The 13,628-nt window shown below is 35.7% G+C and carries 9 protein-coding genes; 8 read left to right on the top strand and 1 reads right to left on the bottom strand.

Annotated elements, in window-relative coordinates:
* Positions 1-16: 16 nt before the first annotated feature.
* The 8 genes from UH7x_RS11205 (at position 17) to UH7x_RS11240 (ending at position 11,287) form a co-directional block, all read left to right on the top strand.
* Positions 17-3,178: a TAT-variant-translocated molybdopterin oxidoreductase gene (locus tag UH7x_RS11205; protein WP_482360022.1), complete on the top strand. Its 3,162-nt coding sequence runs from the start codon at positions 17-19 to the stop codon at positions 3,176-3,178.
* 34 nt (positions 3,179-3,212) lie between these two features.
* Complete coding sequence (gene nrfD, locus UH7x_RS11210; protein WP_482360023.1) at positions 3,213-4,964, top strand: NrfD/PsrC family molybdoenzyme membrane anchor subunit; 1,752 nt, start codon at positions 3,213-3,215, stop codon at positions 4,962-4,964.
* A 2-nt stretch (positions 4,965-4,966) separates the two neighbouring features.
* Complete coding sequence (locus tag UH7x_RS11215; RefSeq protein ID WP_482360024.1) at positions 4,967-5,497, top strand: DUF3341 domain-containing protein; 531 nt, start codon at positions 4,967-4,969, stop codon at positions 5,495-5,497.
* A 1-nt stretch (position 5,498) separates the two neighbouring features.
* Entirely contained in the window at positions 5,499-6,059 is a 561-nt protein-coding gene (locus UH7x_RS11220) for a c-type cytochrome (protein WP_482360025.1), read from the top strand.
* Between the two features lie 18 nt (positions 6,060-6,077).
* A complete protein-coding gene (locus tag UH7x_RS11225; protein WP_482360026.1) occupies positions 6,078-7,394 on the top strand; it encodes a quinol:cytochrome C oxidoreductase in 1,317 nt (438 codons plus the stop codon).
* A gap of 25 nt (positions 7,395-7,419) precedes the next feature.
* Positions 7,420-8,478 carry a cytochrome c oxidase subunit II gene (locus UH7x_RS11230; protein WP_482360027.1) on the top strand — a complete coding sequence of 353 codons (1,059 nt, stop codon included), beginning with the start codon at positions 7,420-7,422 and terminating at the stop codon, positions 8,476-8,478.
* A 34-nt stretch (positions 8,479-8,512) separates the two neighbouring features.
* Positions 8,513-10,336 carry a cytochrome c oxidase subunit I gene (locus tag UH7x_RS11235; RefSeq protein ID WP_482360028.1) on the top strand — a complete coding sequence of 608 codons (1,824 nt, stop codon included), beginning with the start codon at positions 8,513-8,515 and terminating at the stop codon, positions 10,334-10,336.
* Between the two features lie 126 nt (positions 10,337-10,462).
* Positions 10,463-11,287, top strand: a complete 825-nt coding sequence (locus UH7x_RS11240; RefSeq protein WP_482360029.1) for a GIN domain-containing protein — start codon at positions 10,463-10,465, stop codon at positions 11,285-11,287.
* 18 nt (positions 11,288-11,305) lie between these two features.
* On the opposite strand, the gene UH7x_RS11245 is transcribed toward UH7x_RS11240, so the two are convergent.
* Positions 11,306-13,570 carry an acyl-CoA dehydrogenase family protein gene (locus UH7x_RS11245; RefSeq protein ID WP_482360030.1) on the bottom strand — a complete coding sequence of 755 codons (2,265 nt, stop codon included), beginning with the start codon at positions 13,568-13,570 and terminating at the stop codon, positions 11,306-11,308.
* Positions 13,571-13,628: the final 58 nt, after the last annotated feature.

Consider the following 13,628-nt stretch of genomic DNA (forward strand, 5'->3'; position numbering starts at 1 on the left):
AATTACAGATATACGTATGGCATCAAACAAAAAATATTGGAAAAACGAAGCGGAATTAAATCCGAACGATTCCATTGTTGAGACGCTAAAACAGAACGAATTTGTTCAAGAAATACCTGTTGATGAATTTTTAGGTGACAAGGAGACTTTGTCTGAAACTTCAACTAATAGACGTGATTTCTTGAAATATGTTGGTTTCAGTACTGCAGCAGCATCTTTAGCTGCCTGTGAAGGACCGGTTATTAAATCAATTCCCTATGTTGTTCAGCCGGAAAATATTGTTCCAGGTGTTGCTAATTATTATGCGACTACTATAGCTGATGGATTTGATTTTGCTAGTATTTTGGTCAAGACTAGAGAAGGTAGGCCGATAAAAATTGAAAATAATAATGAGGCAAAAATTGCTGGTTCTGGTAATGCTAGAGTGCAGGCATCAGTATTGTCTTTATATGATAGTAAAAGATTACAAGGACCAGTTACAAATGGTGAGCCAGCAGAATGGGCTACGCTAGATGCGGCTGTAAAAGCTAAGTTGGGTTCTTTAAAAAGTTCAGGAAAGCAAATTGCGTTACTAACACAAACTTATGCTAGTCCTTCTACTGCTAGATTGATAGAAGAGTTTAAAGCTGTTTATGGAAATGTTAATCATGTAACATATGATGCGGTTTCTGAAGATGCTGCTCTTTCAGCATTTGAAGCTAAGTATGGTGAGCGTGCTTTAGCGGATTATGATTTCGAGAAGGCAAATGTTATTGTTTCATTTGGTGCTGATATCTTAGGAGATTGGCAGGGAGGTGGTTATGATACTGGATATTCTAAAGGTCGAGTGCCAAAGAATGGAAAGATGTCTAAACATGTGCAGTTTGAAGCAAATATGTCTTTAGCTGGTGCTAATGCAGATAAGCGTGTTCCTTTAACGCCATCGCAACAGATGATTGCTCTAGCGAAATTATATGCTAAATTAAATGGTACTTCTGCTGGTGGTGAATTACCTGAAAATGTAGAAAAAGCAATTGATGATACTGCTAAATTAATCCGAAAGGATATGAGCGGTTCTGTTGTTGTTTCTGGTATTGATGATATTAATGTACAAACAGTTGTTCTTGCAATTAATGAGATGTTGGGTAGTAAAGCATTCGATGCAAAATCACCTAGATATACTCGTCAAGGAAATAGTGCGGCATTAAGTGCTTTGATTTCTGCTATGAAATCGGGTAGTGTTGGTGCTCTGTTTATTGATGGGGTTAACCCAATGTATACATTGCCGAATGCTGCAGACTTTAAAGAGGGTCTTGAAAATGTTGATCTTTCAGTTGCTTTTTCAACAAGTTGGAATGAAACCACAGAAGTGGCTCAATATACTGCGGCTTCTAACCATTATTTAGAATCTTGGGGTGATGCTCAGTTGAAAAAAGGACATTATAGTTTAATGCAGCCTACAATTACTGAATTGTTTGATACCAGACAATTTCAATCTGCACTTTTAAATTGGATGGGTAGCGATATAAGCTATTACGATTTTATAAAAGAAACTTGGAGTGCTTCTGTTTTAGGCGGTAGTGATTGGGGTAGGGCATTACAAGCTGGAGTTTTTGTACCTGCTGATGCTGTTAGTGAGGTTGTGACTGAAGAAGGTGATCCTGTGATTTCGGTTGTTGCTGTTGCTGATAAAGAAGTTGGAGTTGAAGGTTTAGAAGGTGAAGAGGAGGTTGCTTCTGTTTCTATTGCTGCTGCAGTTCAGAGTTTGGCAAGTGCCAACATGGCTGGAATGGAGTTGCAGTTGTATACTAAAACTGGTATGGGAGATGGACAGCAAGCGGGTAACCCATGGTTGCAAGAGTTTCCTGATCCGATAACTAGGGTTTCTTGGGATAATTATGTTACAGTTTCTAAAGCTGATGCTGCTAAATTAGGATTCGTAAATGAAAATGTTGCGAATGGTGGTTTAGATGGTAGTTATGCCAAACTAACTGTAAATGGAGTTTCAGTAAATAATGTGCCAGTAATTATTCAGCCTGGTCAGGCTGCTGGTTCAGTTGGTCTTTCGTTTGGATATGGAAAAAAGGTAGGATTAAAATCAGAAATGCAAACTGGTGTTAATGCGTATCCATTATATCAAGATTTAAAGAATGTTCAATCAGTAACGATTGAGAAATCGGCCGGTAATCATGAGTTTGCTTGTGTGCAGTTGCACAACACGCTAATGGGTCGTGGTGATATTATAAAAGAAACTACTTTAGAGATATTTAATACTAAAGATCATGCGGAATGGAATCATGTTCCTCAAGTATCTTTAGATCATAATGAAGTGCCCGCTACAAGTGTAGATTTATGGGATAGCTTTGATCGTTCAATCGGACATCATTTTAATCTTTCAATAGATCTTAATGCTTGTACTGGATGTGGTGCTTGTGTTATTGCTTGTCATGCAGAGAACAATGTTCCTGTAGTTGGTAAAGAAGAAATTAGAAAATCTAGAGATATGCACTGGTTGCGTATTGATAGATATTACTCATCAGAAGAGACTTTTGAAGAGGATAACATTAAGAAAGAAGAATTTGATGGTCTTTCAGGGGATAAGGGTTCATTAGGTGGATTTGGTGAATTGGAGCATCCAACAGCTAATCCACAAGTAGCTTTTCAACCTGTAATGTGTCAGCATTGTAATCATGCTCCTTGTGAGACTGTTTGTCCAGTTGCTGCAACATCACATAGTAGACAAGGTCAAAACCATATGGCGTATAACAGATGTGTTGGTACAAGATATTGTGCAAATAACTGTCCTTATAAAGTAAGACGTTTTAACTGGTTCCTGTATAATAATAACGATGAGTTTGATTATCATATGAATAATGACCTTGGTAAGATGGTTATTAATCCAGATGTTAACGTACGTTCTAGAGGTGTAATGGAGAAATGTTCTATGTGTATTCAAATGACACAGAAATCAATTCTTTATGCTAAAAGAGATGGTCGTCCTGTGAAAGATGATGAATTCCAGACCGCATGTTCGGCTGCTTGTAGTAGTGGGGCAATGGTGTTTGGAGATGTTAATGATCATGATAGTGAAGTGTCGAAATTAAAAGAGAGTGACCGTATGTATCACTTGTTAGAACATGTTGGTACAAAACCAAATGTGTTTTATCATGTAAAAGTGAGAAATACAAACGAAGCATAATTAAAGAATAAGCATAGTAATAATAAATTAAATTATGGCGTCGCATTACGAAGCACCAATACGTAAACCGCTAGTTCTTGGAGACAAGGGCTACCATGATGTATCTGTAGATATATCAAGGCCGGTAGAAGGTAAGGCTAACAAACATTGGTGGATAGTTTTTTCCATTGCGTTAGTAGCTTTTCTATGGGGAGTTGGATGTATTGTTTATACAGTTTCAACGGGTATAGGAACATGGGGTCTGAATAAGACTGTTGGTTGGGCCTGGGATATTACCAACTTCGTTTGGTGGGTAGGTATCGGCCACGCCGGAACCTTAATTTCTGCAGTATTACTTTTGTTTAGACAGAAGTGGAGAATGGCAATTAACCGTTCTGCAGAAGCAATGACAATATTCTCAGTAATACAGGCAGGTTTATTTCCTGTGATACACATGGGTAGACCATGGTTGGGATATTGGGTGTTACCAATTCCAAACCAATTTGGATCATTGTGGGTGAACTTTAACTCGCCTTTACTTTGGGATGTATTTGCAATATCTACGTACTTATCTGTTTCATTAGTTTTCTGGTGGACAGGTTTACTTCCAGATTTCGCAATGATTCGAGATAGAGCAGTTAAGCCTTTCCAAAAGAAGATATATGGTTTATTAAGTTTTGGATGGACAGGTCGTGCTAAAGATTGGCAACGATTTGAAGAGGTGTCTTTGGTTTTAGCAGGTCTTGCAACACCACTTGTACTTTCTGTACATACCATTGTATCTTTTGATTTTGCTACTTCGGTTATTCCAGGTTGGCATACCACTATATTCCCTCCTTATTTTGTTGCAGGTGCAATTTTCTCTGGCTTTGCCATGGTAAATACACTATTAATAATCATGCGTAAGGTATGTAGTTTGGAGGCTTATATAACGGTACAGCATATTGAACTAATGAATATTGTAATAATGCTAACTGGATCCATTGTGGGTTGTGCATATATTACAGAGTTGTTTATGGCTTGGTATTCAGGTGTAGAATATGAACAATATGCATTCTTGAATAGAGCAACCGGACCTTACTGGTGGGCGTATTGGTCAATGATGACTTGTAACGTATTTTCACCTCAATTTATGTGGTTTAAGAAATTGCGTACCAGTATAATGTTCTCATTCTTTATTTCTATTGTGGTGAACATAGGAATGTGGTTCGAACGTTTTGTAATCATCGTAACCTCGTTACATAGAGATTACTTGCCATCTTCATGGACTATGTTCTCTCCAACCTTTGTTGATATTGGTATATTTATAGGAACTATCGGCTTCTTCTTTGTATTATTCTTGTTATACTCTAGAACATTCCCAGTAATTGCACAAGCAGAAGTAAAATCTATTTTGAAATCTTCGGGTGAGAAGTATAAAAAATTACGTGATGCTGGTCAGCCATTATATCAAATTGAAAAAGGTGGAAAAGTTATCGAAACCAAATCAGAAGTTATAACTGATGACGTTTTAATGGGTGAAGTATTGCCAGCTAAAGATGATAAAACTGGAGTTTCTGACTTGTTGAGTTCTATAGGAACATTTGATGCAACTAGAGAAACTGCCGATGACTTGAAAAAAGTTAAAGGTATTGGACCGCAGATGGAAAAAACATTAAACCAAATTGGCATTTATACATTTGCACAAGTTGGTAGAATGACAGAAAAAGAATATAATTTATTAGATTCTATTACTGAATCATTCCCAGGAAGGGCACAGCGTGATGATTGGGCTGGCCAAGCAAGAATTCTAAATAACAATAAATAGATATGGCGTCTAAAGTTATTCAGGCATATTACAATGATGACGATGTTTTAATGCATGCGGTCAAAAAAGTAAAGGCTGCCAAACATCATATAGAAGAAGTCTATTGTCCATTCCCAGTGCATGGACTAGATAAAGCAATGGGACTTGCTCCGACTAGAATAGCAATTACATCTTTCATGTACGGCTGTTTAGGTCTTAGTGTTGCAATTTGGATGATGAACAATATTATGATTGTTGATTGGCCTCAAGATATTGGGGGTAAGCCAAGTTTTAGTTATATAGAGAACATGCCGGCTTTTGTGCCTATTATGTTTGAATTAACGGTATTTTTTGCTGCACACTTAATGGTTATTACTTTTTATATGAGAAGTAAATTATGGCCATTTAAAAAAGCGGAGAATCCAGATGTACGTACGACTGATGACCATTTTGTAATGGAAATAGAAGTACATGACAATGAACAAGAGTTAAAAGATTTATTGCTTGATACAGGTGCTGTAGAAATCAATATGACTGAGAAAAACCTTCATTAATATGAACAGTTTTAGCAAAATAGTAAGCGTATTTGCACTGATTTGGATGGTGTCTTCGTGTAAAAGCGATAATGCTCCTAACTATCAGTATTTCCCGAATATGTATGTTCCCGTAGGTTATGAAGCATACGGTGAGGCTGGTATTTTACCAAACGGACAAGAAGCAATGGTGCCTCCTGCAAATACAATATCTAGAGGTTGGTTGCCATATGGTAATGAAAACACTATGGAAGGTAAAGAAATCGCAAGATTGATGGAGAGTCCTTTAGATTCTTTAAAAATGGACGAGAATTTAGCGGAAGGTCAAAAGCTTTATGCTATATATTGTGCTATTTGTCATGGTAATAAAGGCGACGGACAGGGTAATCTTGTAAAACGCGAAAAGATATTGGGTGTACCTAGTTATGCAGATGCAGCTAGAAACATTACAGTAGGCACAAGTTATCATACTATTCATTACGGATTGAACTCAATGGGTTCTTATGCCGCTCAAATGAATACCAAAGAAATGTGGCAAGTTTCAGAATATGTTGTGAAACTGAAACAAGATTTAACAAAATAATACATTAGCATACAAGATATGTACACATTTTCAAATCGATTAAAAATAGGTTCTTTTATTATGATGGCTGTAGGAGCTTTATTCATAGTAACAGGTTTTCTTTCTGCGCCTAGTACAGTTGAAGAAGCTAAAGCTATTGTTGCAAGTCATGGTGATGGTCATGGAGACTCTCATGGTGAAGAAGTGGCACATGCTGCTGAAGGCCATGGTGAAGCTGCACATCACGATTCGGCTCATGATGAACACACATTAGCACAATTAAGAAATAGACCTTGGTCAGCATTATATGTGGCAGCTTTCTTTTTCTTTATGATTGCATTAGGTGCATTGGCATTTTATGCAATACAACGGGCAGCGCAAGCAGGTTGGTCTCCATTATTATTTAGGGTAATGGAAGGTATTACTTCATATATTGTGCCTGGTGGTATAATTGTATTTGTGATATTGGCTATGTCTGTTGCTCATATGAATCATCTATTTGTTTGGATGGATCCAGAGGTTGTTGCACATGACGAATTATTACAAGGAAAAGCAGGGTTTTTAAATCCATATTTCTTTTTACTAAGAGCGGCTATATTTTTAGGTGGCTGGATTTTTTATCGTGAGTATTCTAGAAAATTGTCTTTGCGCCAAGATGAATCTGATGATAATTCAAATTTTATATTAAACTTTAGATGGTCAGCTGGCTTTTTGGTTTTCTATTTGGTATCAGAATCTATGATGTCATGGGATTGGATTATGAGTGTTGATCCACATTGGTTTAGCACATTATTCGGATGGTATATTTTTGCAAGTATGTTCGTATCAGGTATTACTACAATAGCTATGGTAACAATTTACTTAAAGTCTAAAGGGTATTTGCCGGATGTTAATGATAGCCATATTCATGATTTAGCAAAATTTATGTTTGGTATTAGTATATTTTGGACATACCTGTGGTTTTCGCAGTTTATGTTAATCTGGTACGCTAATATTCCAGAAGAGGTAACTTATTACGTTACTCGAATAGAAAATTATAATTTACCATTTTTCGGAATGGTCGCAATGAACTTCTTATTTCCTGTGTTGTTACTTATGAATAGTGATTTCAAACGAATGAGTTGGTTTGTAATTATGACCGGTATTGTTATTTTAGCAGGTCACTACATGGATATTTTTAATGCCATTATGCCAGCAACTGTAGGTACACACTGGGGTATTGGTATTCCGGAATTAGGAGGTATATTATTCTTTGCTGGATTGTTTTTGTTTTGGGTATTTAGAGCTCTTACTACTGCTCCATTGCAGCCCAAACGCAATCCGTTCATAGAAGAAAGTAGACATTTTCATTATTAGTTTTAAAGTATAATTAAGTCATACGATGAATACATTTTTGATTTTAATTGTTTTGGTTTTAGTAGCTATTGCTGTTTGGCAAATGGCCAAAATATTTGAGCTTTCGCAAACCAATTCAAATGCTGGTCAGGTTGCTACTGATAGCGACAACAAATACAATGGCTATTTGATGTTTGCCTTTTTGATATTCATTTATGGTATCACAATTTTCAGCTTTTGGAAATATACCAAAATGTTGTTACCAGAGGCAGCTTCTGCGCATGGTGGGGAATATGACATGTTGATGTTGGTTTCTATGGTGTTAATTTTTGTTGTACAAACAATTACACAAGCTTTACTACATTATTTTGCTTATAAATACAGAGGTGAAAAAGGCAAAAAAGCAGTGTATTTTGCGGACAATGATAAATTAGAATTTATTTGGACAATTATTCCAACAATTGTTTTAGCGGCATTAATTATTTGGGGACTTTATACTTGGACTGTTATTACAGATATAAATGATGATGATGATCCAATTGTTGTAGAATTATATGCACAGCAGTTTAATTGGACAGCGAGATATGCCGGAAATGATAATGTTTTAGGAGATTCAAATGTTAGATTAATTGACATTAATAAAGCGAACATATTAGGAATTGATGAAGGAGATACTTATGGTAGTGATGATGTAATTGTTAAAGAATTGCATTTACCTGTTGGTCGTAAGGTTAATTTTAAAATGCGTTCACAAGATGTGTTGCATTCAGCTTATATGCCACACTTTAGAGCACAGATGAATTGTGTTCCAGGCATGATAACTGAGTTTTCGTTTACACCAATTACAACTACAGCAGAGATGAGACAAAATCCTGATGTTGTTGAAAAGGTAAAAAGAACCAATAAAATTAGAGCTGAGAAAGCTGCTAATGGTGAACCCAATTCTGATCCTTGGGAGTATGATTTTCTTTTGATTTGTAACAAGATTTGTGGTAAATCACATTACAATATGCAAATGAAAATTATTGTTGAGTCTGAAGAAGATTTCAATAAATGGATAGCCGATCAAAAGACTTTTGGTCAAAGTATGGCAACTACAGAATAATAGATTAAGACAAAAATTTTATAAATAACTGATTATGTCAGAATTAGGACACGGACACGAGGACGAACATGGAGATGATCACGGACATCACCATAAACAGACCTTCATAACCAAATACATATTTAGTCAGGATCATAAGATGATCTCTAAACAGTATTTGATTACTGGCCTTATAATGGGCTTTATTGGTATTAGCATGTCGCTTTTGTTTAGAATGCAATTGGCATGGCCAGGTGAGTCTTTCGGTATTTTTGAGTCAGTATTAGGTAAATGGGCTCCTGACGGTGTTATGGACGCTGATGTTTATTTGGCTTTGGTGACTATACATGGTACTATAATGGTATTCTTTGTATTAACTGCTGGCTTAAGTGGTACGTTTAGTAATCTACTAATTCCATTGCAAGTTGGAGCACGAGATATGGCTTCAGGATTTTTGAACATGGTTTCATATTGGCTTTTCTTTTTGTCTAGTGTGATTATGTTAAGTTCTTTGTTTATCGAATCGGGACCTGCAGCTGCTGGTTGGACAGTTTATCCACCACTGAGTGCATTGCCTATGGCGCAATCAGGTTCTGGATTAGGAATGACATTATGGTTAGTAGCGATGACTATTTTTATAGCATCTTCTTTGCTAGGTTCATTAAACTACATAGTAACTGTTTTGAATTTGCGTACAAAGGGTATGTCAATGACAAGAATGCCATTAACAATTTGGGCATTTTTTGTAACTGCAATTATTGGTGTTATATCATTCCCAGTATTACTTTCAGCAGGTTTATTGTTACTGATGGATAGAAGTTTTGGAACTTCATTTTTCTTGTCAGATATATTTATACAAGGCGAGGTATTACATTATCAAGGTGGTTCTCCTGTATTGTATGAGCACTTATTCTGGTTTTTAGGTCACCCTGAGGTATATATCGTTATTTTACCTGCAATGGGTATAGTGTCTGAAGTTATGGCTGTTAACGCTAGGAAACCTATTTTTGGTTACCGTGCGATGATTGCATCTATTATTGCAATTGCTTTCTTATCAACTATTGTATGGGGTCACCATATGTTCCTTTCAGGTATGAATCCATTTTTAGGTTCTGTATTTACATTTACAACTTTATTGATTGCAATTCCATCGGCTGTAAAATCGTTTAACTGGATTACAACTTTATGGAAAGGTAACTTGCAACTGAATACAGCGATGTTGTTTTCAATAGGAATGGTTTCAACGTTTATAACTGGTGGTCTTACAGGTATTATCCTTGGGGATAGTACATTAGATATTAATGTTCATGACACCTATTTTGTTGTGGCTCACTTTCACTTGGTGATGGGTATTTCAGCACTTTACGGGTTATTTGCAGGTGTTTACCACTGGTTTCCAAAAATGTTTGAAGGTAAGATGATGAATAAAAATTTGGGGTATGTACACTTTTGGATAACAGCTGTAGGTTCTTATGGAATATTTTTCCCAATGCATTTTGTTGGTATGGCAGGTGTTCCTCGTAGATATTATGAGAATACAGCTTTTCCAATGTTTGACGAATTAACTGATGTACAAGTGTTAATGACAGTCTTTGCTTTAATTACGGCAGGTGCACAATTAATATTTGCTTTTAACTTTATACGGAGTATTTTCTACGGAAAAGTTGGTCCTAAAAACCCATGGAAAGCGACTACATTGGAGTGGACAACTGAATTAAAACATATACATGGTAACTGGGAAGGTGCAATTCCTCATGTACACCGTTGGTCTTATGACTATAGTAAAACAGATGATAATGGTGAATATATTATTCCAGGTCAAGATTTTGTACCGCAAACGGTGCCTATGAAAGACGGCGAAGAAGAGCTTCATCATTAAGAAATAATAGAATATTTTTGAACCCTGAGTCTTAAAAAAGAGTCAGGGTTTTTTTTGTGGCATAATTTTAGCAGTTTGGTGTTATGTCAGTTTTTATGATATCTTTAAAAAAGAAAGAACACTAAGATGAAAAATCTCGTATTAATAGTTTCCCTAGTTTTTTGTTTCCAAGGATTTTCACAACGAAAGCCGAAAATTAAAGGCAATCGAAATGTTGTCATTGTAGAAGATGTGTTACCCGATTTTAGTTCTGTAGAATTAAAAGATGATTTGGATATATCTTTAGAGCAATCAGACGAGCCTGGTTATTTTATTGAGGCTGATGATAACCTAATTGATATATTAAAGTTTAAGGTTACAGGAAATACCTTAGAGATAAGTTGTTTTTATAAGGTCACCTCAAGTAAGAAGTTTAATATAGTTATACGTTTTCGAGATTTGAACGGTATTACTTTGCGTGAAGGCAAACTTGTAATAAAAGAAAAAATTACCGTCCCAGACGATTTACAAATAAATACTTATAATGCTTCCAAATTGGAAATGTTAGCTAGTGCAGCTATAGTCGATATTAATATGGAGGGAAACAGTTCTGCTGATTTAAATATAGAGGCCGATTCAGTCAATATATACCTAAAAGATCGTATAGATGCGCGCATATATGCTGTAACCGAAACCAATGCGATAGAGATGCGTAAAAATGCGTCAGTTCGCATGGAGGGCTCGTCAGATATCTTGAATGTGAATCTATATGATAATTCAAATTTTAAAGGTTCACGTCTGGAAGCTTCCGAAGTTGTATTAAATCTTGAGAGTTCTACAAATGCCGACGTAAATGCCTTATCTAGTTTTGAACTTACCTCACGCGGAACTGCAAAGACTCATCTATACGGTAATGCAACTATATCCATTGTGAAATTTTTAGACAAATCACAACTACATAAAGAGAATTAGAATTTAAGAGTTAGTTAATTATTGAGCAATTGGTGCACTCATACAATGGTCTGGAATGCCAAATCCATCAACTAATACTCCAATATGTGGTCTTAATTCTGTACACAAGCGTTCAACTCTTTGTCGGATTGCTTTAGACTTCGTACCCCCCAGATACCCTTGTTCTAAATACCATTCAGAGTCTTTACGTATTTCTTGTAAAGCAAAGAGGGTTCCTAATTTCATAAACAGTGTTTTATTTTTATCATCTTCAATAGTATCAACATACTCGCAATAAGTATTGTAAGCAAGTTCTATACTATAGGCTTTTCCTAAGGTAATTACATGTGTTTGAACCTTCATAAAAGCTTGATAAGAAGGCACTCCTTTTTTAATATATCCTCTAATTCGCATTGCTAAAGTATAGGTTAGTCTACGAGTCCTGTAATTAAAAGCATGCTTATGGAATTTAGAATTGTATAAATGATCCTTGTCTATTTTATTGGTATAAACCGGGTTAACAGTAGTTAATTTATCGGCAATTTGAATTCCTAATATTTTCAAAACTGAACTAAATCCGGCACTATTAAACTCAGATTTAAAATCAGAGAGTACACCTTTAGCAGCTAGCTGTAAGAGAACTGTATTGTCACCCTCAAAGGTTGTAAAAATATCCACATCGCCTTTTAGGTCTGCAATTCTGTTTTCAATCAAATAGCCTTTGCCGCCACAAGCTTCCCTGCATTCCTGTATGGTCTCGTTAGCATACCACGTAATTATAGATTTAAGTCCGGCTACCTGAGTTTCTACTTTTCGTTTATCTGGTTGAGTTTCGTCGCAATAAATAGCCATCATTTTATCTAAGCTAAAATGATAGACATAAGCACTCGCAATTAATGGTGTTAATCGTAATTGATGTGATGGATAGTCCATCAATAAATCTTCTTGTATTTTCACACTATCATTAAACTGTCTTCTTTTAAGAGCGTGTTTAACTGCTACAGCTAATGCCATTTTAGCTCCACCTAATCCTGCTCTAGCTACACAAATACGTCCACCTACTAATGTTCCTAGCATCGTGAAAAATCGCTTATTCGGATTTTTAATATCTGAAAAATAGGTTCCGTCGGAATTTATAGTTCCATATTTATTTAAAAGGTTTTCACGAGGCACTACAACTTGGTTAAACCAAATTTTACCATTATCTACACCATTTAATCCAAGTTTATAACCATTGTCTTCTACAGTAATTCCGGGCAACTCCATATGGTTTTCATCTCTAAGCGGAACCAAAATTGCATGTACACCTTCGTTTTTGCCATCAACGATAAGTTGCGCAAAAACAGAAGCCATTTTGGAGTGCAAGGCATTACCAATATATTCCTTGTTATCATTTTTACCTGGAGTATGAATTATAATACTATCTGTGGCCTTGTCATAAGTAGCGGTAGTTTTTATACCACGAACATTAGAACCGTGTCCGGTCTCTGTCATTGCAAAACAACCCAATAAATCGGCTGTTCCGGCATCTGAAAGATATAAGTCGTGATGCGTTTTGGTTCCTAATTTCTGAATGCTACCACCAAATAATCCAACTTGTACGCCGAATTTTATGGTAAGACTACCGTCTACATACATCATATTTTCGAACATGTACGCGTAACCTTCCATGTCGCCACTTCCGCCATATTCTTTAGGATAAGCCATTGCACCATAACCTTTAAGTGCTAAAAATTTAACCTGATTCAAAACAACTTCTCTAAATTCTTCTTTGTTTCGATGTACATCCCATTTAAAAATATCATCTTTTAAAACAGCCCTGAAATCATCAACCACTTTAGCATGTTTTCCTTTTAAAATCGTGTCAATTTCGTTAGCGTTGTAAAAATCAGAAGTACTTTCATGGATTACTTCAACATCAAAAAGATGATTATAATGGTTAGGTTGAATACCTAAATTAATTTCAATGTCTTTTAAGCTATCATTAAATGGACAACTATCATGATATTTACAAACCACCTTTTGACTAAATGCTGCTAACGGATATGTTTCACTTTCAATGAGATTGACATTAGAATTAGAGACAATATGATTCCAGTTTTTTAATTCGTTATCTGCAGGAGGGTTCTTAGTGTTCAACCAAGATTTAAGTTGGATTTTATCTTCTTTTGAAAGACTTTGATCTTCTGAAATAGATTTTTGAACAACGTTTAGTTCTGATGTGGTAATTAAATTATCAGACCAAATAACATAAAAGAAAGGAATGTATTGAAGAACTCCAGAGGTATAGTTAGTATTTTGCATAAGCTGAAATTACGAATTTCTATTGAAAATTAACGGAAGTATAATAAGATTGAAACGA

It is taken from the genome of Aurantibacter sp. UH7, assembly GCF_056839165.1.